22 protein-coding genes are annotated in these 24,334 nt (G+C 59.5%); 9 read left to right on the top strand and 13 right to left on the bottom strand.

Features of this window, described 5'->3' with window-relative positions; translation table 11 throughout:
* Nucleotides 1-141: 141 nt before the first annotated feature.
* From DES53_RS32180 to DES53_RS32170, 3 genes are all read right to left on the bottom strand, one after another.
* Nucleotides 142-771 (bottom strand): metallophosphatase domain-containing protein, encoded by a 630-nt coding sequence (locus DES53_RS32180; RefSeq protein WP_113962454.1) that lies wholly within the window; start codon nucleotides 769-771, stop codon nucleotides 142-144.
* A gap of 6 nt (nucleotides 772-777) precedes the next feature.
* Nucleotides 778-1,200 carry a DUF4304 domain-containing protein gene (locus DES53_RS32175; RefSeq protein WP_113962453.1) on the bottom strand — a complete coding sequence of 141 codons (423 nt, stop codon included), beginning with the start codon at nucleotides 1,198-1,200 and terminating at the stop codon, nucleotides 778-780.
* 92 nt (nucleotides 1,201-1,292) lie between these two features.
* A complete protein-coding gene (locus tag DES53_RS32170; RefSeq protein WP_245958316.1) occupies nucleotides 1,293-3,929 on the bottom strand; it encodes a DUF1553 domain-containing protein in 2,637 nt (878 codons plus the stop codon).
* Between the two features lie 879 nt (nucleotides 3,930-4,808).
* Here DES53_RS32170 and DES53_RS32165 point away from each other — a divergent pair.
* Nucleotides 4,809-5,303, top strand: a complete 495-nt coding sequence (locus tag DES53_RS32165) for a hypothetical protein (RefSeq protein ID WP_147263764.1) — start codon at nucleotides 4,809-4,811, stop codon at nucleotides 5,301-5,303.
* Between the two features lie 58 nt (nucleotides 5,304-5,361).
* Here DES53_RS32165 and DES53_RS32160 read toward each other — a convergent pair whose 3' ends face one another.
* Nucleotides 5,362-5,931: a hypothetical protein gene (locus DES53_RS32160; RefSeq protein ID WP_147263763.1), complete on the bottom strand. Its 570-nt coding sequence runs from the start codon at nucleotides 5,929-5,931 to the stop codon at nucleotides 5,362-5,364.
* A 182-nt stretch (nucleotides 5,932-6,113) separates the two neighbouring features.
* Between DES53_RS32160 and DES53_RS32155 the strand changes: the two genes are divergently transcribed.
* A complete protein-coding gene (locus tag DES53_RS32155) occupies nucleotides 6,114-7,130 on the top strand; it encodes a Gfo/Idh/MocA family protein (protein ID WP_113962449.1) in 1,017 nt (338 codons plus the stop codon).
* A gap of 84 nt (nucleotides 7,131-7,214) precedes the next feature.
* Here the strand turns inward: DES53_RS32155 and truA are convergent, their stop codons facing one another.
* Nucleotides 7,215-7,979 (bottom strand): tRNA pseudouridine(38-40) synthase TruA, encoded by a 765-nt coding sequence (gene truA / locus DES53_RS32150; RefSeq protein ID WP_170157586.1) that lies wholly within the window; start codon nucleotides 7,977-7,979, stop codon nucleotides 7,215-7,217.
* A gap of 623 nt (nucleotides 7,980-8,602) precedes the next feature.
* On the opposite strand from truA, the gene DES53_RS32145 reads away from it, so the two are divergent.
* A complete protein-coding gene (locus tag DES53_RS32145) occupies nucleotides 8,603-9,040 on the top strand; it encodes a hypothetical protein (protein ID WP_147263762.1) in 438 nt (145 codons plus the stop codon).
* Nucleotides 9,041-9,052: 12 nt separating this feature from the next.
* Here DES53_RS32145 and ruvX read toward each other — a convergent pair whose 3' ends face one another.
* Nucleotides 9,053-9,508 (bottom strand): Holliday junction resolvase RuvX, encoded by a 456-nt coding sequence (gene ruvX, locus DES53_RS32140; RefSeq protein ID WP_170157585.1) that lies wholly within the window; start codon nucleotides 9,506-9,508, stop codon nucleotides 9,053-9,055.
* Nucleotides 9,509-9,854: 346 nt separating this feature from the next.
* Nucleotides 9,855-10,919 carry a mannose-1-phosphate guanylyltransferase gene (locus DES53_RS32135; protein ID WP_113962445.1) on the bottom strand — a complete coding sequence of 355 codons (1,065 nt, stop codon included), beginning with the start codon at nucleotides 10,917-10,919 and terminating at the stop codon, nucleotides 9,855-9,857.
* Between the two features lie 146 nt (nucleotides 10,920-11,065).
* Between DES53_RS32135 and DES53_RS32130 the strand changes: the two genes are divergently transcribed.
* Nucleotides 11,066-11,383, top strand: coding sequence for a hypothetical protein (locus tag DES53_RS32130; RefSeq protein ID WP_113962444.1), 318 nt, complete (start codon nucleotides 11,066-11,068; stop codon nucleotides 11,381-11,383).
* 55 nt (nucleotides 11,384-11,438) lie between these two features.
* Here DES53_RS32130 and DES53_RS32125 read toward each other — a convergent pair whose 3' ends face one another.
* The 4 genes from DES53_RS32125 to DES53_RS32110 all read right to left on the bottom strand — a co-directional run bounded on the left by DES53_RS32125 (nucleotide 11,439) and on the right by DES53_RS32110 (nucleotide 15,718).
* Nucleotides 11,439-13,064, bottom strand: coding sequence for a hypothetical protein (locus DES53_RS32125; protein WP_113962443.1), 1,626 nt, complete (start codon nucleotides 13,062-13,064; stop codon nucleotides 11,439-11,441).
* A 127-nt stretch (nucleotides 13,065-13,191) separates the two neighbouring features.
* Complete coding sequence (locus tag DES53_RS32120) at nucleotides 13,192-14,772, bottom strand: hypothetical protein (RefSeq protein ID WP_113962442.1); 1,581 nt, start codon at nucleotides 14,770-14,772, stop codon at nucleotides 13,192-13,194.
* Nucleotides 14,769-15,170, bottom strand: coding sequence for a hypothetical protein (locus DES53_RS32115; RefSeq protein ID WP_113962441.1), 402 nt, complete (start codon nucleotides 15,168-15,170; stop codon nucleotides 14,769-14,771). The genes DES53_RS32120 and DES53_RS32115 overlap by 4 nt, the downstream gene beginning before the upstream one ends.
* Entirely contained in the window at nucleotides 15,167-15,718 is a 552-nt protein-coding gene (locus DES53_RS32110) for an RNA polymerase sigma factor (RefSeq protein ID WP_245958315.1), read from the bottom strand. The genes DES53_RS32115 and DES53_RS32110 overlap by 4 nt, the downstream gene beginning before the upstream one ends.
* Before the next feature lie 82 nt (nucleotides 15,719-15,800).
* Here DES53_RS32110 and DES53_RS32105 point away from each other — a divergent pair, with 82 nt between their 5' ends.
* Nucleotides 15,801-16,358 (top strand): MarR family winged helix-turn-helix transcriptional regulator, encoded by a 558-nt coding sequence (locus DES53_RS32105; protein WP_170157584.1) that lies wholly within the window; start codon nucleotides 15,801-15,803, stop codon nucleotides 16,356-16,358.
* A 56-nt stretch (nucleotides 16,359-16,414) separates the two neighbouring features.
* Complete coding sequence (locus DES53_RS32100) at nucleotides 16,415-18,403, top strand: prolyl oligopeptidase family serine peptidase (RefSeq protein WP_113962438.1); 1,989 nt, start codon at nucleotides 16,415-16,417, stop codon at nucleotides 18,401-18,403.
* Nucleotides 18,404-18,421: 18 nt separating this feature from the next.
* On the opposite strand, the gene DES53_RS32095 is transcribed toward DES53_RS32100, so the two are convergent.
* Complete coding sequence (locus tag DES53_RS32095) at nucleotides 18,422-19,603, bottom strand: HupE/UreJ family protein (protein ID WP_170157583.1); 1,182 nt, start codon at nucleotides 19,601-19,603, stop codon at nucleotides 18,422-18,424.
* 162 nt (nucleotides 19,604-19,765) lie between these two features.
* Between DES53_RS32095 and DES53_RS32090 the strand changes: the two genes are divergently transcribed.
* Nucleotides 19,766-20,032: a hypothetical protein gene (locus DES53_RS32090; protein ID WP_113962436.1), complete on the top strand. Its 267-nt coding sequence runs from the start codon at nucleotides 19,766-19,768 to the stop codon at nucleotides 20,030-20,032.
* A gap of 89 nt (nucleotides 20,033-20,121) precedes the next feature.
* On the opposite strand, the gene DES53_RS32085 is transcribed toward DES53_RS32090, so the two are convergent.
* The gene (locus tag DES53_RS32085) at nucleotides 20,122-20,952 is read right to left on the bottom strand and encodes a glycerophosphodiester phosphodiesterase (protein ID WP_211325771.1); all 831 of its coding nucleotides are present in this window, start codon (nucleotides 20,950-20,952) and stop codon (nucleotides 20,122-20,124) included.
* A gap of 124 nt (nucleotides 20,953-21,076) precedes the next feature.
* Here DES53_RS32085 and DES53_RS32080 point away from each other — a divergent pair, with 124 nt between their 5' ends.
* On the top strand, nucleotides 21,077-22,657 hold the full coding sequence (locus DES53_RS32080; protein WP_113962435.1) for an N-acyl-D-amino-acid deacylase family protein: 1,581 nt from the start codon (nucleotides 21,077-21,079) through the stop codon (nucleotides 22,655-22,657).
* Nucleotides 22,658-22,724: 67 nt separating this feature from the next.
* Entirely contained in the window at nucleotides 22,725-24,086 is a 1,362-nt protein-coding gene (locus tag DES53_RS32075; RefSeq protein ID WP_113962434.1) for an alkaline phosphatase family protein, read from the top strand.
* Nucleotides 24,087-24,334: the final 248 nt, after the last annotated feature.

The raw sequence follows: 24,334 nt of genomic DNA, 5'->3' as shown, positions 1-24,334 counted from the left end.
GCCCAACGCACCTTTGAAGGTTTGGAAGCAGCCGTCGCGCAAGCACTGGACACGTTCTCACCAGAGCACTGCGCCAACTTTCTTCGTCATGCCAATTATGCGACAAATTAAATAGAAAATGCTCTAATCTCAAACTCCGGCCTACTTCGCCGTGAGTGAGATCATCGTAGGTCGATGACACACCTCAAAGTCAGCGCCACCCACAATGGAGGCGTTGATGGAGCGCGTGATTCCGTCATCGTGAGTCCCGTGCGCTGCGTGCACATGTCCGAACACATGCAGTCTCGGTTGGATGCGCTTCAGCTCATCACTCAAATGCGTACACCCAAGATGTATCTGTCCAGATGAGGGCACATCCAGAATCCCATGCGGAGGTGTATGGGTAACGAGAATGTCGATCCCTGTGGGAATGGCCTTCCACTTCTCCATCAACATTTCCGGGTCAGCGTAGTAGGCGAAGCCCGGGAGTTCGGGCACCCACGGAGAACCATAAATCGAAAGCCCCTCCAACTCGACGACGCTATCCTCAAGAAGAATGGCTTGGGCAAAGCGGAATTCCCTACTCTGTAGCATGAAATCATGATTGCCTCCGATGCAAACCACCTGCTTTGCAGGACTCTCGGCGAACCAGATGTCCACATCCTCGAGCGTCTCCGAGTCGCCATGCTGGAAGCTACAGAAGTCTCCAGCATGGATCAGGATATCGCATGGCGGGATGGTCACCTGACGGTGCTTCTTATGGGTGTCGGAGATGATGCAAAGGGAAGGCACAGGAAGCTAATAAGGTATGTGCTCTTTCCAGAATCGCTCTCCTTGAGATTCCAAGAGAGACAGAACCTCCAGCGCAGCATCCATGCGCACCCTGTCCTTGTCAGGTTCGAACTTGAACCAATGATCCGTGACGTCAGGTGATTCAGCACCCAGCCTGACACGCTGCCGCAAGCGATGCAGATGACACGGGCGAACTCGATCCGGCGGGTAATGCGTGCCGTCACGCATGGTATGTCCCGACGCCGAGCACCACCCCAACTCGACAACAAAAGAGCTGCTCCACTGGCTGAACTGAAATGTCAGAAGATCCAGCTGCTTGGCACCCGCGCGGCGAAAGTGGGGAAAGGAACCGCGAAAACCCATCTCACGAAGTTTCGGAATGACCACTTTTCGTAGTACTGAAACCATTTTGTCGCGCGCTTCACTCATACATGCGTAACCTGCGAGCCAAACTGAGACGCTCAAGTTCCGCAATCTGAATAAATGGATCTCGCCAGCGACCTGTGAGGTACGAGCGCACCTCAATCCACATACAGGAACTCATTCGCGCTCATCAGCGCATGGCACAGGGCTGCGAGGCCCAACAGGGACGCATCTGCATTTTGCTTCGAAGGCGGGCCGACGGCATACTCCAGCGGAGCGGGATGGGCTTTGTAGAAGGCCACCTGTTCCTCCACAAACTTCACGCCGGCTTCGATGTCAGACTGCTCGGGTGCACGGCCATAGGCAAGGCGGAAGGCTTGGGTGACCTGGGCCTTCACATCGTTCGCATGTTCCTTCTGCAGGCGCATGGCGAAGTACTGGGCATACTCGCGCATGTAGCCGCTGTTCATGAGCATCAGGGACTGCGGGCTCACCGTGGTGCTGGGGCGCTCGCTGCAATTCGCTTCCACCATGGTGGGTGCGTCGAAGGTCTCCAGCATGCCCAGCGGCTTGCTGCGGCGCACCTGCACATAGATGCTGCGACGGAACTCTTCACCATTCAGCGGGATGATCTTTCCGCTCGGACGTCCGGCGGTGTCGCTGGTGTCCATGCCAATCACCACCTGGCCTTCTTCATTGGCCATCACCGGCACCGGCTTCCCTGCGAGATGACCGGCCAGCTTGCCACTCACGGCGAGCATGGAGTCACGGAGGGATTCGGCTTCCAGTCGGCGCACGTTCATGCGCGAGAGCAGGGCGTTGTCCGGATCCAGGCGCTCCTTGTTCGCATCCCGCGTGGAACTCTGGCGGTACGCCTCGCTCGTCATGATGAGACGGTGCAGTTGCTTCATGCTCCAGCCCTGCGCCATGAACTCGCTTGCGAGCCAGTCCAGCATCTCGGGGTGGGTGGGCATCTGACCTAACGCACCAAAGTCTCCCGCGCTGGTGACAATGCCTTTTCCGAAGTGGTGCATCCACGCGCGGTTCACGAGCACGCGGGCCAGCAGGGGATGTTTCCCATCCGTGATTGCTTCGGCAAAAGCGAGCCTGCGTCCCGTAGTGGGCAGCGTGGCGGACTTCTCCGGCAGTTCCACTTTGCGCAGTCCCGCCAGCACCGTCAGGTCTGAGGGCGGCACCTTGTCCTTCTTCTGCTCGGGATCGCCGCGATGGAAGATGAAGGTCGCAGGCACCAAGTTCGGATTCGCCTTCGGCACCTCGGTGAACGCCTGCAGGAACTGCTCCTTCGGCTTGGTGGCGCGAACAGCGGTCGCCTCCTCTGCCATCTTCTTGAGCGTGTCCGCGTGCTTCGTCTTGTACGTGGTGTCGTAGAGATACAGCGAGCCGCCGCTGAGCTGGTTCACGCGCGGCCAGTCCTTGAGCATCTTCACCTGCTCCGGTTTCCGCTCCTTCACCACCGTCCTGTAAGCCGTGCGCAAGGCATCGCGAATGCCCTCATCCGCCTTGAGCAGTTCCTTCTCCAGCACCTCGGTGATGAATTCCTCCTGCTTCTTCAACCGTGCCTCATCGAGCTTCTTGGCCTCGGCTTCAATCTTCGCCGAATCCGCGCGCTCGGCATCCGTGAGCAGGGATACCAGTCTGCCCGCGGGATTCCTCCAGGTGTTCGTATCAAATCCCGGCTCAAACACGGCGCGAAGGCGGTAGTAATCCGCCTGCGAGATGGGGTCATAGCGATGGTCGTGGCACTGGGCGCAGGCAATAGTCATGCCGTACAGCGAAGTGCCGACAATCTTGATCGTGTCCGCAATGGTCGCATTCTGCGAGGTGCGATCGTTCATCGTGCCCGTGCCATCTGGCGCCATGCGTAGGAATCCAGTCGCAGCCAGCTTCTCGATCGCACCGGCATCCAGATTCCGGTACGGTTGCTTCACCATCTCATCACCAGCGAGCTGCTCCTGAATGAACTGGTCGAAGGGCTTGTCCTCATTGAACGCGGCGATGACGTAGTCGCGGTACTTCCATGCCCACGGACGCTCCGTATCCTTCTCGGTGTATCCATCCGAGTCCGCGTAGCCCGCAACGTCCAGCCAATGACGGCCCCAGCGCTCACCATAATGCGGGGAGGACAGAAGGCGCTCGATCACCTTCTCCCAAGCTTGCGGCGAAGAGTCATTTACAAACGCATCCACTTCCTCCGGCGATGGCGGCAGGCCCGTAAGATCGTATGTGGCGCGACGAATCAAAGTGGCCCTATCTGCCTCCGAAGAAAACGCGAGCCCAGCCTTGTCCAGCTTCACTTTCAGGAACGCATCGATCGCATTGTCCCCATGGAGCGTGGATCCTTGACCCTTGACTGCCGGAACCTTGGGTCGCTGAATCGGCTGGAACGCCCACCAAGCACGCTCTTCATCGGTGAAGGCATGTTCCGGTCCGAGCTTCTCCGGCTCCGGACGCGCCGTCGGTGCACCAGCGGCAATCCACTTTTCAATCGCGGCAATCTCAGATGCCTTGAGCGGTGGTTTGCCCTTGGGCATGTCGCCGTTCTTCAGGACTTCCAGGATATGGCTCGTAGCGGGCTGCCCCGCGACAATTGCCGGACCGGACTTGCCACCCTTCGCCAGGAACCGCGCCAGTCGCACATCCAGGCCACCTTTCATCTCTCCTTCTTCACCGTGGCAGTGGAAGCAGTGGGCTTTCAGGATGGGGCGTACATCCTTTTCAAAAGTGACCGGACCGGTGGGTGCCTTCGCGGCGCCGAAGGCCGATGCGCCACCCATCGTGATCAAAACAAGGGAAGCAGAAGCGGCGTATCTGGCTGGGCGGAAGTGCATCACAACAAACGAAGTGCTGCAAAAACTACGCCTGAGTGAACTTTCTCTATCAGGACCACAGGAAGGACGGAGCTTCATTCGGATATTACATCGCCCAATTCGCGCTGCAAAAGAGATGGCGATCACGCCCTTTTCCGGCTCTTTTTGAAGGACTTATACAATGAATCACCAATCCGCGAGAGCGCGCTTTAGAACCAAGTGGTTCAAAAGTGACCGATTCTACTCATGTTAATCGCACCATGTCGCCACCCGGCCTCTCACCCACTTCCTACTCTCGGCCCGAACCGTCGCACTCATAGCAGGTTTGTCTGCCACTGCCGTGGCAGTAGTTGCACTTGCCGTTCTTGTCATAGCCGTTGCCTGAGCCGTAGCAATGAAGGCAGTCGACCTTTCCGCTGCCTCCGCATTTGCTGCATGCCTTCATCGTCCATTTAGCGGGGTGAAGGGACACGCTCGAAGCACCCTGTCTCTCAAGAATCACGGATGTATTCATGGATTATTGATGTGGTTCAGTTCCAGCTACCATCCGGAGAGCGGCAATCTTTCACTATCACAAGGAAAAACCTCGCCGCTTGTCGGCACATTCCACCCGGAACGACACCTTCAACCCGAGATTCAAACGCAGAAACCCCAGAAATTCCGAATTGATTTTTCCTTGTCACTCCAAAACAATTCAAGGCCTCGCCCATGAAACCAATCGCTTGGACTGCAGCCCTGCTCTCGTTGCTCGGACTGGCGGCATTTCTCCTCAGAACTCCGCAGGAGCCTGGACAGTCAGGGCTCAAGCACACCTCTGCGCCCGCGAATGCTCCCAGTGGCAGTAGCATGCCGGAGAAGTCCGGCCTCCACACCTCTGCTGGAGTGAGCAGCGACGCGCCCGCCGTCGACAGGCCTCAGAGTCGGGAACAATCCGACGAACTCCTGCGCAAGGCACGCGCGGGAATGGCAGAAGTTGCCTCACGGATGACACGCGAACGGCAAGTGCAGCTGATGGACTCGCACATGCAGATGCGCGACGCAGGCTATCGCCAATTGTTCTCCTCCTGGAATCTGGATGAAACAACCGTCACCAAGACGCTGACCATCATCAGGGACCGAGAGGCAAGGCTCCTGGAAAAAAAACTGCATCACATGAAGGAAGGTCCGTCATACACCTCAACCTTCCTCAAAGAACAAAAGCTGGAGAGAGAACTCGCCGAGATGGAACTCGTCATCTTGCTGGGGCAGGAAAGATTCAACGAGCTCACGAGCCGAGAAGCTGAAATGGATGCCGAAGTGCAGGCCCAGGCACGCGAGATCATGGAAGCTCGAAAGCGCTGAGACCGGCAGGCGGAAAGAAACGTCCGCCATCTTTCAAACACCGGAACTTCCCTCTCCCTCAAGGCTTCCGTGTGTACTTGAGAAACGTCTTGTCTGCATCAGGCACCGTGGACAGCGTGTACCAGCCTTGCGCCTGGTACTCTGCTTCGTCGTCGAAGGGACGTTTCTCATACGTCTTTACCCGCACGGATGGCGGCACAAGTACCACGGCGGAAACACTGCTGCCTCCCTCGAACGACGACGAACCTCCGAACAACGTGAACCGAAGTGTCGTCCTGTGAACGAGAACGCCTGCGCCCATGCCCTTCTTCTCGGTCAGGATGGAAACCGGCCCATCGGGATGGCCCATCCAGCCCAGGCTCTTCTTGAGGTAAATGACCACCTCGTCGCGTTCTGACGGCGCCACCACCGTTCCCGTGGGGACAGTCATGGTCTTCACCCCTTCCGGCAGCTTCAACCTCACTTGCTCGTACGCCTGCCCGTTTTGGACCAACGGATTGGCAGAGAAGTTTGAGAATACCACGCTCTGCTTTTCAGAACCCGCCTTTGAGGGAAGCTGCAACCTTTCGTAGTCAGTGAACTTCGGGGTCGTGCAACCGACCACCGTCATGGCAACGGCGCAGGGCATCCAGTTCCAACACATCCTCATGGCTGGACTCCAGTGCATCTCAAAAAGGGAGTGTCGTCGAGACCTATCTGAAGATGCCCGAAGGTCGAAGCCTGGTTCAAATGATCCAAAAGTGACCTGTTCTGCTCATGTGTTGCGCGTTGTGATCAACCTCCGGCACCCGGTGCGTTATCCGCACCCTCATGAAATTGAAGTTTCGTCATCTACCCCTGCTCATTCTTGCCGCCACGCTGCCTCTCCAGGCAGAAGACCCCAAGCCCCTGAAGGTCGGCATCATCGGTCTCGATACGTCCCACGCCATCGCGTTCACCACGGCGCTCAACAAGGGCAGCAAGAAGCCGGAAGATGCGGCCAAGCTCGCTGGCGCCAAGCTCATCGCCGCCTACCCCAAGGGCAGCCCAGACATCGAATCCAGCACGAAGCGGGTGCCGGAATACACCGCGAAGGTGCAGGAAATGGGCGTGGAGATTGTAGACACCATCGACGACCTCGTGAGCAAGGTGGATGCGGTGCTGCTGGAAACGAACGACGGCCGTCCCCATCTGGAACAGGTCCGCCCCGTGCTGAAGGCGAAGAAGCCCGTCTTCATCGACAAGCCCATCGCCGCCTCCCTCGCCGATGCCATCCGGATCTTCGATGAAGCCAAGGCAGCAGGCGTTCCCATTTTCTCCGCCTCCTCCCTGCGCTACGGCAAGGGCACCCAGGAAGTGCGCAACGGCAGCATTGGCAAGGTGAAGACCGCCGAAACCTTCAGCCCGGTGAGCCTCGAGCCCACGCATCCGGATCTCTTCTGGTACGGCATCCACGGCGTGGAATCCCTCTTCACCGTGATGGGCACCGGCTGCCAGAGCGTGAAGCGAGGCACCACCGCGGACGGCAAGATCGAAGTCATCGGCACCTGGGAAGGTGGACGCACGGGCATCTTCCGCGAGAGCAAGGACAAGAAGAATGCCTACGGCGGCAAGGCTGTGGGCGAGAAGGGCGAGGCCGAAGTGGGCAAGTACGACGGCTATGATCCTCTGCTTGTCGCCGCGATTGAGATGTTCCGCAGCGGCAAGGCGCCCGTGAGCGCCGAAGAGACGCTTGAGATCTACGCCTTCATGGAAGCCGCCGATGAAAGCAAACGTCGCAATGGCGCCGAGGTCACGCTCAAGGAAGTCATGGACAAGGCCCGCGCGGAGATTGCCGCGAAGAAGTAAGGCACCAATTTGGGTGATCCGTCCGTTCGTCCATATCGTCGGGGGATGTGTGGGCGAGCGGACGGAAGTGGTTGCTCTCGTAAATCAATACAGCACGCGAACCAGGTAAAGACCATCCGCCGGCGCGCAATGGCTGCTCTTCGCTCCTGAAGGATTCTCCACCAGCCCACGCAGCCACTCCAGGCTCTCCCGGCCACGTGCCACATGGATGAGACTGCCCACCATGAGGCGGACCATCTTGTAGAGGAAGCCATCGCCTTCGAACTCGAGGCGCAGCACGTCGCCCTCCTCGTGCACTTCCAACCGCGAGATGGTGCGCGTGAGGCCCTCCGCATTTTCCCGACGCTCGTCATCACTCATGTCACCACGATTCGCGGAGAGCCGGGCGAAGTTGTGCGTGCCGCGCAGCGCCTCTGCACCTGCACGCAAGGCTACCATATCCAGTGGCCCATACAGATGCCAGGCGCGTCCCGTCTCGAAGGGTGAATGCACATCTGCACGCCAGATGCGGTACTCATAGACCTTTCCCGTGGCGCTGAAGCGTGCATGAAAATCCTCCGCTGCTTCCTCGCACTTCACGATGCGGATGCTGTAGGGCAGGCGCACGTTCAATGCCCGCACCCAGGCCCCCGGCGCAAGTTGCATGGACTCCGGCGGCTCAATGTGTGCCACCTGCGCGCGTGCGTGCACTCCCGCATCCGTGCGCCCCGAGCCGTGCACGACCACCCGATGGCCTGCGAGTTCCTTCAACGCCGCCTCAATCTGATCCTGCACCGCCGTCCCGCCCACCTGTGACTGCCAGCCCTTCCAGGGGAGGCCGTCATAGGCGATGGTGAGTTTTAGGCGCATAGGCTTATTTTTGGTGCTTGCTGGCGTGTGTTCCGAAAGTCTGCGTGGCGGCAATACCATCGCGTTCGCATCTCTACGGCAGAATCGCAACGAAGCATTCCAGAAGAGCTCAAACCCAGCAGCTTGTGTTTCTCCTGATGAGGAGTAACCTCCACCCAATCACTCAGCGCTCATCCTTATGGCATGGCCATCACGCACTACCAGGAAGCTTGTGGTAGATGGCAGGACATTCCTGCTACAACCACGTGACCGGTTGTGGGGAGTAATCCCCGGTACCGTGGGAGCCGAAGGCTGCCGTTACTTCCTGACGATCGAGGCACACTGGAACGTCAACTGCGGAAAGGTGCAGTTTGCTGTCGATATGATTCGATGGGCCCTTCACCACGGTTGGTCGCCTCAGTCGGGACCAAACCGGAAAGTCCTGCTCGACGAACATGGCGTCCGCTGGCAAGAAGCCAAGGCGGTCGGCAAATCGAATTGACGTTCCATCTTTGTGGCAGGGAAAGCTACGCTGTGTTGAAGATCTATGTAGTTACCGCCCTGTTGCATTGACGGCATAAGAAGGGGAGTCTCCTACTGCGAGACCAGCGACTCACACGTTCCTTCAAGCACCTCACCTTCTCATGAAACCTTTCCTCCTGCTTGCCTCAGTCGCCGCCTTGCTGGCGTGCACGATGGTTTCGTGTGTTCATCCCGGCACACCAAAGACACAGCACGCGTGTGGCTTTTCTGATCCAGAAATGATGGCGACCATGGGCATCTGCATGCTTGCCGGGGAGTACTACATCGCCCATGGCCAATGGCCCGCCACCAGGGAACATCTCGAGGTCCAAACCCAGTCCGTGCTGGAACTCGCGCAAGGAGACGTCACCGATGATGAAGCCGTGGAAATCGCCTCTTTTCTAGATCGCTTTGATCTCGTGGAACTGCACAAGAAGGGCAAGAACCTCGTGATTCACTATCGCATCACCATTGATAAGAAGACTGTGGAGAACACCCTCATGCTACGTCCCAAGGCAACGGTGGATGAGATCATCCACTCGTCGATAGAGGGGCTCTGATGCCTGCCCCTGCTATGGGTGCTCCTCATCCGGCAACATCCAGCCCTCCGGGCCCGCTTTGGTATTCAGATAGTCCTGCAGGATCGCCACCGCAGCCACCTGATCCACGAGCTTCTTCTGCTCCTGGTCGAGTTTCTTTCCGGTGAAACCGAGACTGCGCTCGGCGGCGGCGCTGCTGAGACGCTCGTCCACAAAGTGGATCTGCACTTCATCCGGCAGCGCCTTTCGCAGCCGATCCGCAAAGCGATCCACCCTCTCGGCAGCGCTGCCACGCTCGCCGCTCATGCGCAGGGGCAGGCCGATGACCACCTCCTCCACGCGCTTCTGCTGCACGATGGTTGCGATTTCTTCCTCCACGTCCGGATGGGCATCCAGCGTCTTCAGGGGATTGGCGAATATCTGCAATTCATCACTGAGCGCCAGTCCGATGCGGACGGTGCCATGATCGATGCCTAGGACGCGGCTCATGAGGCTGGGGACTCGCGGAATACTGGCTGACTGAGGCTGTTTAAGAATTGACTGCGTCACTCCTACGCCGAAGGCGTTGCACATCGTCCAGCCCAAGGTCAGCCTGCGAAGCAGGCGCCACCTTGGGAGGTGCGACCAAGATGCTGAACGCTGAAAGCGTTCCACAAAAGCAATGCGTCATGGAGAATGCAAACATGGTCGGCAGCATCTCTGTGGAACCCCTTCGGGGTTCAAGGAACGATGACTCAAACCCAAGGTGGCGCCTGCTTCGCAGGCTGACCTTGGGCTGGGATTGTGGAACGCCTTCGGCGTACATACGATATGTCTGGAGTGTTGATCTGTTACTCTACCGCAACTCCGTGGGCAATCCATCCACCAGCTTCTTCAGCGACTCTGCCTGGGAACGATGCGCCACCAGCAGTGCATCCCCCGTGGAGATGACCATGAGATCGTGCACGCCCAGCAGGGCGATGTGCTGGCCGGTCTGCGAGTAGACGAGGTTCCCGCTGGAGTCCATGCCGCTCACGGTGCAGTTGTGCTGATTGCCAGCCACGTCTGCACTCAGGTAGTGGCCCACGCTGGTCCAGTTTCCCACGTCGTCCCAGTCAAAGGCGGCCTCCACATTCAGCACGCGGGGCGCTTTCTCCATGAGGGCGTAGTCGATGGACACCTTGGGCAGAGTCGGGAACTGCTGCTCCACGGTGGCGGCGAAGTCCGTGCACTGCTCCAGCGCGGTCACAAAGGCGCCCAACTCGGGACAATGGGCATCGAGATTCTTCCTCACCGTATCGATCTTCCAGAAGAACATGCCGGCATTCCAGGTGAAGTTCCCCTGCGCGAGAAATTGCTCTGCCAGTTCCGCACTCGGTTTCTCGCGGAAGCGCACGACCTCATACACAGGGATGCCCGCATTTTCAGCGGACACATAGGGCTCACCGCGCTCCACATAGCCATAGCTTGGGCAGGCCCAGTTTGGCTTGATCCCGATGGTCACCAAAGCACTGCTACCCTCAGCAGCGGCACAAGCGGTGCGCAGGGTACGCTGAAACGCGGCGACGTCCTTGATGAGGTGGTCACTGGGCAACACCATCATGGTGGCCTGCGGATCCCGCGCGGCCACCCACCCCACCGCGAGGGCGATGGCTGGAGCGGTGTCACGTTTCACCGGCTCGGCGATGATGTTCTCCGCCGGGAAATCCGGCAACGCCTCACGCACGCCCTCGAGCTGCTGTTGGTTGGTGAGGATGAGGATGTTCTCGCGCGGCACCAGCCCGTCCAGCCGGTGGATGGTGTGCTCCAGCATCGACTTGTCATCAAAGAGTCGCAGGAGCTGCTTGGGCAAACGGTCGCGGCTGACCGGCCAGAAGCGCTGGCCGCTCCCGCCGGCGAGAATGAGGGCGTAGGTGGACATGAAGATGTGAGGAAAGACAATCTAACCGCCGCGATCCCGGCGACGCAACCGTCTTTGCCCGACCTGTACGCAGGTGCAAGGAACATGCTCTCAACAAAAGCCTTTCGCTTCCGCCACTCCCGCCGTATGTTTGTAATACAATCATCATGAGTGCACGGACCCCAAACTGGAGTGAGGACGACCTGAACACCTACGCGCTGACCACCGCCTCGGCGGCCGCCGGTTGTGCGCTGGGCATCTTGTTTGGTCGCGGCATGTCCCGCACCTCCTCCAACATCACCGCCCTCTCCCTCCTTGCCGTGGGAGCCGTGGTGGTCGCCCCCACCCTCACAGACTTCGTCTCCCGTCTCGCGAACCGCCCCGGCTCCGCCCGCGGCAGTCGCAAGCGCCTGCAGGGCATCCGCGACGGCGGCGTCCCGGAAAACGGCGACGAGATCTACGCGACAGATTTCCAGGGGTCGTGAAGAGCGAGCGGTGTTCTGCCGCTAACGCCGAGCACCTTTTGCGCATTTCCGGAACCTAGCTTCCTGACGGCGTGGACTGTTCCGCGCCACTGAGTGGTGGCCTCTTTCCGCGCCAACGCTTCAGCGGTTTTGGCTTCTCGTCCTGGGGATCCTCCTCTCCTGGCTCAGCAAACTCCAAGACCCAATCGCCTTTATAGTCGCGATTGGAGGGTCTGTTCCTGCCGCCCTTTTCCTTGGGCCGATAGCCATTGTCATCGACACCGTCGAACCCCACACCCCACAAGACATAGCGTCCTTCAGGAGTCGTGCGATACCCCATGGGACGGGCAGAAAATGTATCCAGAGGCAGTGCCCTCGTCACGAGCGGCGCCAAATCACTGAGTCGCTCGGGATAACCAGCATGTTCTTTGTGGTACTGCTCCAACGCACAGGCGATGATAGCTTGGTCCCACAAGCACTGTCCGTAGACCGTGCGTTCTACGATTCGTGTATACGTAGGCATCGCGAGCAAAGCCATCCATTGGTCGGTGTTCCTCCACCACTTTTTCCTGGCACGCATGAGATGGTCCTCCATCTGGCGCTGCGAGACCATCACATCCGCCCAACTCCGGTCACGCACGGGTAATACGACATAGTCCAGCGTCATGTTCGAAATGGCTGCGGCATTGGATTCAAACCATCCCTTGGGGATAAGCCATCCTGTCCATTGCAGGGCAGACTTCAGTTCCCTGTCATCCAGCCATGGGGTCGCTTCCATTCGATGTTTGTCCATGTAGAAGCTGGCATTCACAAACACAGCAATCTCCTCCTTGAATGCCTGTACAGTGGCCAACCTGAGATTCACCCGTTCCATGGCTCTGCGCAGTCTGGAGAAGTCCTCGGCACTGCCACAGTGAAAGTAGGCAAGCTCACGAACCACATTCGACAATTGAGCGGCGCTGGTGATGCCCACCAGCAGGCCCAATGCAAAAGGCTCCTCCAGCGTGGCTTCGGTGACTCTTACAAGGATGAGGGCGGCCTCGTGTGCACGCGCAACGTCGCCTGCTTGAGCCGCTGCCTTCGCCCGCAGTGTCAGTCCCATGGACAGATTCTGTAGCGTCGTCAGAGTCGCCGTGCTACGGGTTACGAGCAGCTCTGGGAGCGGCTCTTTCGTCCAGTCTGGCTGCAAGCGCGCCATCGGTCTGTCCGCAGCAGCAGCCATCTCCGCCACAGCCTTGTCCTGGTACGAGAGGGCCGCCAGCACTTCTCGGGCAGGATTACTTGGATCGTTAACCGGCATCGGGTGACCACCATCACGCAACCAGCGGGACCACTCCTTGAGGTCCAAAGGTGCAGCTTCATTGTTCTTGTTGGTGATCCATGGTCGCGAAAACCCATCCACCAACGGTGGCGGCCCAAGCGCTTCTACAGCCTTCCGCTTCGCTGCGGGCTCCCCTTGAGCCTCATCCCCATCGACAAATTGGTTGATGCCTGCAAGGAGGGGGATGTCGCAAAAGTTATCTGAAGCAGGAATCGGAGCCACCTTCACCGCGGCGAGGTCAAGCACCACCCCTTCACGGGCGAGCCTCTCCTGAGCAGACCTCCAGGCATGGGAACCGCTATGGTTGATCCAGATAGTCAGGCCGACGTACAGAACCAATAGACCCGCTCCGGAACAGACCAAAAAGCGAATCCAGCGCATGCGCCAGCAACGTTGAAGGAAGGAGGCGATAGGGGAAGAAGGGGTTTGTTCTCACCCACGATGAACATCCCTGCCCTCGGCTGCAAGAACTTCGTTCTACGCCCCGGCTGCATTCTTGGGGACAAGCCTATCCGCCCGCATACTCCCACACCCAGTCGCCCTTGTACCCCGCTTTGTTGGGCTTGGCGGCATCTCCCTTGGCATCCTTATCTCCCTCTTTGCCGCCGTCATCCACCAGATCGATACCCACGCTCCACAGCTTGTAGCGTCCATCCTCGGTTTTGCGATACTTCATGGGCGCTTCGCTGGCCGGATCCACGGGCAGGGCCTTGCCATTGGTTTGTTTGAGTGCTGCAAGAGTTTCCGGGTAGGACTGATGCTCCACGTAGTACTGCTCCAGAGCACAGGCGATGATGGCCTGATTCACGAGGCATTGCCCGTAAACAACCAGGCCAGTGACATTGACCGCTGATGGCATGATCAGCATCGGGAAAATTTTGTCAAGATTGGTGGACCAGTGGGCCTTGGCATTCTTGAGGTCGCGTTCCATGTCCCCTTGTAAATTCATCACCGCCTGCCATCCCTGATCCCGAAGAGGACGGATGATGTAGTCCAGTTCCATGTGGACCATATTTGCGGCATTCATGTCGAACCATCCCGTGGGAAGGAGCCGTACAATGAAGTCACCACCTGAGGATCTGCTCTCTCCTGGCTCCGTTCTGATGATGGAGAGCAGGCTGGAATCACGGGTGCGCTTGAGATAGAGCACAGCGTTCACGCCTGCCGCCAGTTCTCCCTGCCATGCATGGAGCACAGCATCGTAAAAGTCCAACCGCTCCAAGTCCCCCTGCAGCTTGCGGAAGTCCTCAGCGGATCCTGCATGTGTCTGGCACAGAGTCCACACGACATGCGTTGTCTGCACGGCATTGGCCCGGCCCACGAGGAGGCCGATGAGAAAAGGCTCCTGACCTATGGCCTCGCTCAGCCGCGCCATGATCCGGGTTGTTTCATGGGCCTTCGCCGCCTCCCCCGAAGCAGCAGCCGCGAGGGCACGCAGTGCCAATCCTCCGGACGCCTTTTGCAGCGCACCATAGTGTGGCACTTGTAGGGAGAAGAACATCTCGGGAATTTCGCGATCCTTGGGGGAAGGCAGGAACTGGGCACGCGGGCGATCCAGCATACGGGCCATCTCAGCCACGGCGGCATCCTGGTATGAGAGCGCAGCCAGCACCTCGCGGGCAGGGTTCTCCGCATCGGTCACCGGCATGGCCACCTGCACGTCACGCAGCCACTTCGCCCAGTCGGCCATGTATTTTGCAGCATCCTCATCCGGCTTACGCTGGAGAGAGGGCCGCTCCAGGCCGGACGGAGATTTCTTGGCGTCCGGCAGTCCCAGGGCCTCCACGGCTTTCCGTTTCGCAGCAGGTTCCCCTTTGGAGGCATCGTCATCCACCACCAGCATGAGATCACGCAGAAGGGGCGTCGCGCAAAAGTTCTCCGCTTCCGGCACGGATTCCTGCATGGTCTGATGGAAGTCGAGACTGAGTCTTTCATCACGGAGGCGTTGCTGGGCTTCACTCCACACGTGAGCCCCCTTCCAGTTCACCCACGCGGTGAAGAGCGTGAGCAAAGTCACCAGGGTGATGGCGGTCCAGGCCAGGCCGCGAATCCAGCGTCGCTGCCAGCAGCGTTTGAGAAAGGCAATCATGGGATGTCAAATCGGGTAGTGGTGGCGCCGCTGCTCAGTTCACGGTGAAAGGCGAGCAGGGTAAGGGATGAGGCATCGGTGGCGTCCGTGCTTGATCGAGGTTCCACGGCTCGCTTCGTTTCCACGAGCTGGGTACTCTGGTAGGACGTCGTGTCCGCAGGCGTGCTGAAGTGCAGGAGGGCAATCACCGCCCACGCGGCGCACCACACCGTCATGAGCCAGCGCGGGGGCAGGCGGCGGTGGGCAGGTGCGGACGTCGTCGTGGCCGAACCGACATCGGCATTCGCTTCACGCCGGGCACGGGCCAGGATGTCCGCCTTCCATTGCGGTGTAGGGTCGGGCCGCGGCAGAGCTCCTGCCAGCGACTCGAGTTTCTTCTCAAAAGCGTCGTCGTTCATGTCAGTTCCTCGTAGAGCGGACGCAGCACGATCCGCAGTTTCTCCAGTCCGTAGCGGTAGCGACTCGCGGCCGTATTCAGCGGAATGCCCTGTGCCTCCGCAATTTCTTCAAAGGTCATGCCCTCCCAGAGTTTGAGTTGCATGACCACGCGCTGCTCATCCGGCAGGGACTTCATGGCTTCCGCGAAATGGTTCGCCAGTATCACGGAATCAGGATCCGTGACGGGGTGATGCCCTGATTCCATTTCCTGGAGCAGCTTCTCCTCCGCGTCCCAGCGCACCTTCCGCCGCCTCAGCCAGTCCACCGCGAGATTGTGGGCAAGGCGATACAGCCAGGCCTTCTCGCTCTGCACCCCCTCCTTTGCGGCACCGCGTGCCAGCTTGATGAAAAGCTCCTGCAGCAGGTCCCGCGCATCCGCCTCGGTCCTGGTAAAGGTGACCAGATAATGGAACAAGCCTCCGGCATGGGAGTCATAGAGGCGCTCCAGTTCGTGGTCAGTCATGGCAGTCGTCACAAGAATGATGCGGCAGTCGGGTTTGATTGCCAAGACGCATGAGGGGCCGGGGTTTGTCTGGTTGCTGCGAACTTTTTTCGAAACCGGAACGAATCATCACGGTTCAAGTAGTTCGATGTCGAACCAATTTAGCTCGTCCACCCAGGGAGTGGCTGAATCCAGGGAGCACGAGGCCATCCTCGAGAGTCTGCCCATCCATCTGGCACGGATGTACCATGGGTTTGTGGCGCTGGTGGATCGGCTGCGGGGCGAGGATGCAGGGGAACTGCCCCACTTCCGGCCTGGTGCGGGCAGTGTATACTTTGCCCTGCTGGAGAATGAGGGCTGCACGGCCACGGATTTGGCCATGCGCCTTGGCATGCCGAAGCCGACCGTCACGGGCCTGCTGGATGGACTGGAGCGAGATGGTGTGATCGAGCGCCGGCCATGTGCTGAAGATGGGCGGGCCATGAAGCTGCGGCTCACCAAGTTTGGCCTCAAGCTGGAGAACGGTCTGCGGTGCCGCCATGAACAGTCCGTGCGCACTTTGGAGGAAGGCCTGAGCCACGCCGAGGCCATGGAGCTGCGGCGGTTGCTCTCCGTGGTGATTGGCAACCTCGACCGTGTCCGCAACACAAAGACGGTGAAATCAACACCGGTCCGTACTCCACGGCGGGCCAGGAAAGCCGCCTGATTTGTTTCTCCATTCGTTAACAGCAAGTCGCAATCATCAACCCATCGCCACCTGTCATGAACCGCGTCGTTTCCCGCCTCCGGTCATCAGCGTTCACGCTCCTTGCGTTCGCCACCGTGAACGCCGCTTCCCCCACCTACGCCCAATCAGGTCCTCCTCCTGCGCCAGTACCTGCGGAAGTGAAGGAGCATCGTGACATCACCTACGTGGACAATGGCCACGAGCGGCACAAGCTGGACCTCTATGTCCCGGAGAAGGCGTCTGGCCCTCTGCCACTCATCATCTGGGTACACGGCGGTGGCTGGCAGAATGGAAGCAAGGATGGCTGCCCGCCACTACGCCAGGGATACACCGAACGTGGCTACGCGGTGGCGAGCATCAACTACCGGCTCAGCAGCCACGCCACGTTCCCTGCGCAGATTGAAGATTGCAAAGCTGCGGTGCGCTGGCTGCGGGCGCATGCGAAAGAGTACGGTCTGGATCCGGAGCGCTTTGGCGTGTGGGGCAGTTCCGCTGGTGGCCATCTCGTGGCCCTGCTGGGCACCACGGGAGATGTGAAGGAGTTCGACGTGGGCGCAAATCTGAATGTCTCCAGCCGCGTGCAGGCGGTGTGTGATTTCTACGGTCCCACGGATTTTGTGAAGTTCGCCTCCACACCCGGGTACGAATCTCATGCGCAAGCGACTTCACCTGAAGCCAAGCTGCTGGGTGGCGCACCGCTGGAGAACAAAGACAAGGCCGCACGTGCCAACTCCATCACCTACGTCACGAAGGACGATCCTCCCTTCCTCATCGTGCATGGTGACAAGGATCGCACCGTGCCTCTCAATCAAAGCGAGGACCTGCATGCCGCGCTGAAACAGGCTGGTGTGAGTACGCACTTCCATGTCATCCACGGCGCCGGTCACGGCGGCCCCGGTTTCATGGGAGAAAATATTGATGGGATGGTAAGCGCCTTCCTCGACAGCATTCTGAAAAACAAATCCGGCGCAGGGCCTCAAGTAGCCGCCTTGCAGACGGAAAGCGATGCGCCTGCGGATTCTGCCACGCCTCAACGGCCCGGCCGCCCCATGCCACCGCAGGGCGCTCCCGGACGCCGAGGCATTCCCTGGGAAGCCATCACACGACGCGACGACAAGAATAGTGACGGCAAGGTGACGAAAGAGGAATTCAGCGGCCCTGCGCAGCTCTTCAGCCGTCTGGACAAAAATGGGGACGGCTCGCTCACCAAGAAGGAGCACGAAAGCACCGCAGCACCCGGGGTGCCTCCATCCACACCAGCTCCAACGCCGGCAACACAACCGCCTCCTACATCCAAGCCCGAGGCGTCTGCCGCCACCTCTGGAGCTATCAGGGACTTCAAGCTCGAAGGCGACCGCTGGACCTGTCTCGCGGATGGCAAGCCGCTCTCTGGCATCCTCATCAAACCGGCTGGCAAGGGCCCCTTCCCTGCCATCTTGATCAATCACGGCCTGGGTTCCAATGCAGAGCAGTTCGGCCGCATGAAGGCGAAGGAGTTTGTGCAATGGGGCATGGTCTGCATCGCCACGGATCTCACCCATGCGCGCCCGCAGCCAGGTGCCGACCGTTCGCAGTTCGGTGCGAGCCCGGAGAACATTCGACGTGCCAAAGCCTGCCTGGCCATTCTGCGCAGCCTGCAGGAAGTGGATGCCAAACGCATCTGTGTGTATGGCAACAGCATGGGTGCCTTCCTCACCGTCGGGCTCGCTGCTGAGGTGCCGGATGAGATTGCGGCAGCCGCGATCTCCGCAGGCGGCGTGGTCACACAGACAGGGTTCCCCTCGCCCACAGTGGTGGCGGCAAAGAAAATCCGCACCCCGTTCATCATCCTCCACGGAGATCAGGACACCACGGTGCTCCCGGAGAACTCCGCCCGGCTGAAAGAAGCGCTGGACCAGCAGAAGGTGCCGAATGAACGCCACATCTTCCCCGGCTTCGGCCACAACCTCCACGGTGAAAAGGCAGACAAAGTGTATCGCCTGATCAAAGCGTGGTTCATCAAACAGGGCGCGCTCAAACCTTGAGCCGCTTGTTTTATCAGGTCAGGGACTGAGCCAGCCTATCCGGCCCACTATCGCCCACAATCCAACCGCGGCGACCGCGACGGATCCCGGGACGGCCACGGCCCAGCGGAACAGCCTGGCATTCCCTGCCCACGCCGTGACCAGCAAGGCCACCACGATGATGGCGAGCAGGCCGAGCTCCACCCCCAAATGGAATCCCAAGAGGCTCAGCGTCAACGAAGCGGCACCATGGGTCAGCGCCGCAAAACTGTGCGCGAGCACAAACCCAGGGAACAACCCAAAGACCGCCACCAGGGCCACGCGCCACCACGTGCACTGCGAGTGGAGCACATTCGCCAGCGCCAGCACGATCACCCCAACAGCAATTCCTGCCTGCGCGATGGAAGCCGGAACATGCACCCCATGCAACGCCTCCAACCAGAGACCCAGACTATGTGCCCCCACAAAGACCACGAGCTGGGGGAACAGCTCCTTGAATCCCCGGCCCAAAAGGAACATCGCGAGGACAAAAAGGATGAAGTCATAACCCCGCGCCACCACCTGCAAGAACCCCTGCTTGAGAAGGCTGGTGACGCCAGCCGTTCTATCATCCCCACTGCCCGCCGCGCTGGTGGTGCTGCCAGCCGGCTTTTCCGGCGGCAGTTCATGGCTGTTTCCAATGAGGTCCAGCATGAAGCTCTTTTCCTTGGGAAAAAGGACCATCGTGCGGGACACCTCCTTACCGCGTAAGCTGTTCAAGAAGAGCACGCTCAGTTTACCCTCAGGCCTGGCGTAGATCTGATAACCTTTCGAGCCGGTGGGCACGGTGGCACTCCAGTTGCCGGTCATTACCACAGGATCGTCATCCTTGGTGAGCGGCTGGGCATTGTGGGTAGTGAACTCAAACTTGAACTCCGGCGTGAACGCCCCCGACGGCTCAAAATGAAAGTCCGCAGTCCGCTTCAGAAACTCCCCAGCCTGAGCCAGAAGCGCAGCGCGCTCGGCCTCTGGCATGGTCTTCAACGCGCTGTTCAGCAGGTACGGCGCGATCTCAGGGTCGAGGTCGAAGCAGCGTGGATCCACCTCCACCTGGATGCGGCAGGCCCCTCCGTCCTCAAAAGAGGCCCGCACGGGCACATCTGGAATGGGATGCGCCGCCGCCTTGGTGGCGAGCAGGACGAAGCAAAGTCCAAGGAGCGGGCGAAGGAAAAAGCGATTCATGAGCACTGGCTGAAATGCCGGGTTGGCTGAGTTCAAACGGCCCATCCGCCCGAATATCAGCAATTATTTTGCTCCCGAATATAAGTCTTGCCCTTTTCGTGCGTTTTGTGTCTGCTGCTGGCATGCCGCCATGCGGCAGGTCCAATTCCATCTCTCCGCCTTATGAAATACATCCTGACCATCGCCGCCGCTTTTGCCCTCGCTCTGGGCACCTCCTTTGCTGGCTGCGGCAAGATCGACACCGACAAGGGCAAACTCAAGGCGGTGAACGCCGAGAAGAAGCAGATCACCATCGACGTGGACGGCAAGGACGTCACCCGTACCCTCACCCCTTCCACCAAGGGCGCTGAAGACCTCGACAAGCTCGTGGGCAAGAAGGTCACGGTGCAGAGCTCCCACGGCAAGGTGGAGTCCGTTGCCAAGGGCTAAGCTCGATTCGTCAGCCGCTATCTTCCAAACAAAAAAAGTCCGGTGGCTCCCACCGGACTTTTTGCTTTCAGCCATTACCGCTTCGCGGCTCACTTCTTTGCGAGCGCCTCGCGGATGAGCACGGGGTCATCCGTGGTGATGCCTTCCACGCCCATGGCGGCAAGTTCCTTCGCCTTGGCCGGATCGTTCACGGTCCACACGAGCACGCCGAGTCCAGCATCGCGGATCTGTTTCACAAACGCCTCGGACCACGGCCAGTCCTGCCCAAGGTCGAGACCATCCAACCCGAGCTTTTTCGCCTGCTCAATAAACGGGGTCACATCCGTGCGGGGCTTCTTTTCCTTGTCCTTGCCTCCGGCGAGCAGATAGACCTTCATCCAGGGAAGCGCCTTCTTCGTGGCGGCTGCAGCCTCAGCATTGAAGGAAATCACCGCGAGCTGGTTCGCGCGTGACTGCCACGGTCCGAGCGTGCGAGCGAGGGCGGGCACCACCTCAGGGCCGCATTTGATCTCCAGGTAGAAGCGCTTGTTTCCCTCCGGCAGCGTGGCCAGACACTGCTGCAGGACAGGGATCTTTTCCTCCTTCCATTTCGGGTCTTTCCAGGAGCCCGCGTCGAGTTGGATCAATTCCTCCATCGTTGACTCGGCCACCACCTTGGACACGCCAGTGGTGCGCTTCGTGTCCTTGTCGTGAAGAATCACGATCTGGCCATCCTTGGTCAGGTAGAGGTCCAGCTCGCAGGCATCCGTGCCGGATTCCCAGGCGAGGTTGAAAGCCCCCACAGTGTTCTCAGGCGCTTTTGCAGAATATCCGCGGTGGGCGATGATTTCCGTGGCAGCGCAGGGAAGCGCGGCAGCAGTGGCAAGGGCGGCAGCCATGAGAGGGCGGGCGTAGCGTTGGAGGAGGGTGCGAGGAGTCATGACGAGATGTTGCTTACGATGCCAGCCAGTGACCGATTTCATCAACTGAATAAGACGTCATCTTTGCGTGCCCGCCGCCATCCACTGTGCCAGAGTCGCAGGACCTGATGCGTTTCGTCTGTCCATGACCAAGGCCCTCTTCCGGCATTGTTTCGCTTTTGCACTGGCTGCGCTGGTCGCACCGCTCTCCTCCGCCGCGGACTACGACCTCCTCATCCACAACGCTCGCATCGCAGATGGCACCGGGGGAAAGATCTACTCCGGCAGCGTGGCGGTGAAGGAAGGACGCGTTGCTGTCATCGGTGAGGTGAAGGGTACGGCGGATGTCACCATCGATGCCCAAGGTCGCGTGCTCGCGCCGGGCTTCATTGATGTGCATACGCACTCGGAAAAGATCGCCCGCATTCCGGAGGCAGAGAATTTCCTGAGGATGGGCGTGACCACGATCATCACCGGAAACTGCGGCATGTCCCGCACGGACATCGGCGCTTTCTTCAACGAGGTGGAAGATGCCAGCCCCACCCTGCATGTGGCGGCGCTCATTGGTCACGGCAGCGTCCGCGAAAAAGCCATGGGAGGCAGCTTCCTGCGCGCGCCCAATCCCGAACAACTCGACGCCATGCGTGCCATGGTGGCAAAGGCCATGGACGACGGTGCCGTGGGACTGAGCACAGGGCTTATCTATGTGCCGGGCACGTTTGCGAAGACGGACGAGATCGTCGCACTCGCCAAGGTGGCTGCCGGGCATGGCGGCATCTACGCGAGTCACATGCGGGCGGAGACGGTGAAGATCTTCGGCGCACTGGAGGAGTTCGTGCAGGTGGCCCGCGAAGCGAACATCCGCGCGCAGGTCTCCCACCTGAAGCTCAGTGCGCCGACCGCCTGGGGAAAGTCCGCGGAAGTCTTTGCGCTGCTGGAAAAGGCACGGGCGGAAGGACTGCACATCACCCACGATCAATATGTCTACACGGCCTCAAGCACAGGCCTGGGACAGCTCATTCCCGATGAAGCGCGTGAAGGCACCCGCCAGGACTTCATCAAGCGCTGCGAGGATCCCGAAGAGAAAGCGAAAATCCTCAAAGGCATGCAGGAGTCTCGCGAACGCCTCGGCCGCACCGACTACAGCTATGCCGTGATCGCGCGCTATCCCGCGGATCCTTCGCTCAATGGCAAGACCATTCCCGAAGCCACCCGGATCAAGCGCGGCTCAGATTCGTTGGAAGATCAGATCGAACTCATCCTCGAGATCGAGCGCGAAGGTGGTGGCACCGCCGTGTATCACGGCATGCATGAGGACGATCTCGCAGCCTTCCTCAAACATCCCCTCACCATGTTCGCCAGCGATGGAAACCCGCGCAAGCTGGGCGAGGACATGCCGCACCCGCGCAGCTACGGAAACAACGCCCGTGTTCTGCATCGCTACGTGCAGGAGTTGAAACTCGTGTCGCTGGAGGAAGCCATCCGCAAGATGACCTCACTTCCCGCGCAGACGTTCCGACTGGAGGATCGCGGTGTGATTCGTCCGGGCGCTTGGGCAGACCTCGTCATCCTCGATCCTGAGAAGGTGAAGGACATCGCCACTTATGAAGATCCTCATCATCACGCGGAAGGATTCACGGATGTGCTCGTAGATGGTGTGCCGGTGATTCGCGATGGGAAGCTCACGGAGGCACGTCCCGGTGGACCGCTACGCATGAGCAAGTGAACGCTGAGCACTGGAAGAATCCCCGGTGCAGGGCCGTTGGTTTCTGCCCATTACTTCATCACATCCCATGCTGCGCCGTTCCTTTCTCTCCCTGATTACAGCCGCTGCCCTTCTCGCTCCTGCCTCGGCGCAACTTGAGCCCAAGGACCGCCACGTCATCTTGATCAGCATCGACGGATTCCCGGCGTGGATCTGGAAAGAGCCCGCGCTTCCCGTGCCCAATCTTCGCAAGCTGGCTGCAGAAGGAGCGCAGGCGGAGGCGATGACGGTTTCCAATCCGTCCATCACCTGGATCAATCACACCACGCTCGTTACCGGGGTGAACCCGCGCAAACATGGCGTGCTTTTCAATGGATTGCTGGTGCGTCAGGGACCAGACAAGCCGCCGAAGATCGAGCAGTGGGCAGACAAGACAGACATGGTCTTTGCGCCGACCTTGTATGATCTTGCGTATGAAAAGGGACTCACCACCGCCGAGGTGGACTGGGTTGCGGTGACGAAAGCCAAGACCATCCACTGGAGCTTTCCCGAACTGCCAACGCCCGAGGGTAAGCTGGAGCAGGAGATGATCGCCGCAGGCGCCATCACGCCCGAACAAATCAGCTGGATGCAACTCGGTCCTCAGCGGAAGAACATCGCCTGGATCGACACCATGTGGACGAACGCAGCCTGTTACGTCTTCAAGAAACACCAGCCGAACCTGTTGATGTTCCACGTGCTCAACACGGACCTCTCCCATCATGTCTATGGACCTGCCTCCCATGCGGGCTACACCGCGCTGGCCTATGCGGACCGGCTCATTGGAGATCTCGTGAAAGCCGTTGATGAAAGCGGTCTCCGCGACAAGACCACCTTCGTCATCAGCACGGATCACGGGTTCAAGAAAGTGAACAAGTACATCTACCCCAATGTGGTGCTGAAGAAGGCGGGGCACCTCACCGCGCTCGGACCAAAAATCACCACCTGCGAAGCCGCCGCCATGACGCAAGGTGGCATGTGCTTCGTGTACGTCACGGATCCGGCCCGCAAAGCAGAGCTCCTTCCCAAACTGAAGGAACTCTTCGCCACTGCCGAAGGCATCGACAAGGTCATCGATGGCACCGAAGGTCCTACGCTGGGCATGCCACTCCCCTCAGAGAATCAAGGGATGGGTGATCTCATCCTTTACCCCAAGGCTGGCTATGCTTTCAATGCCTCTGCAGCAGGGGAGGACACGACCGGTCCGACCACGAACTACGGCGGCACCCACGGCTACCTGAATAGCGACCCTGAGCTCGATGGCATTTTCATCGCCTCCGGAGCCGGCATCAAACGCGGTGTGGTCATCCCTCGCATGGCGAATCTCGATGTCGCTCCCACCATCGCGAAGTTGCTGAAGCTGGAGATCCCGAATGTGGAAGGCACGGTCCTTGGGGAAGTGCTGGAGTGACGTTCGAGTCCAAGTCAGCGCAGCATGCATTCATGCAGGAGCCTCACAGGACGAAGCTCGACTATCCCGATGGAGGTAACCCGGCACCGCAAGGGAAGCTCAAAATCACGCAGCATCTCCATCGCAGCGCCGACGCCCGCCTGCGGTACGCAGCTAGAGCATTTTCTATTTAATTTGTCGCATATTGAGGAGGATGGTAGAGTGTAGCTCATGAAGAGCTTCAGTCTGGATCTGCGCAAGCGACTGGT

The organism is Roseimicrobium gellanilyticum, assembly GCF_003315205.1.
Lineage (GTDB): Bacteria > Verrucomicrobiota > Verrucomicrobiia > Verrucomicrobiales > Verrucomicrobiaceae > Roseimicrobium > Roseimicrobium gellanilyticum.
The sequence above is the reverse complement of the archived record's forward strand: the minus strand, read 5'-3'. Positions and strand labels throughout refer to the sequence as shown.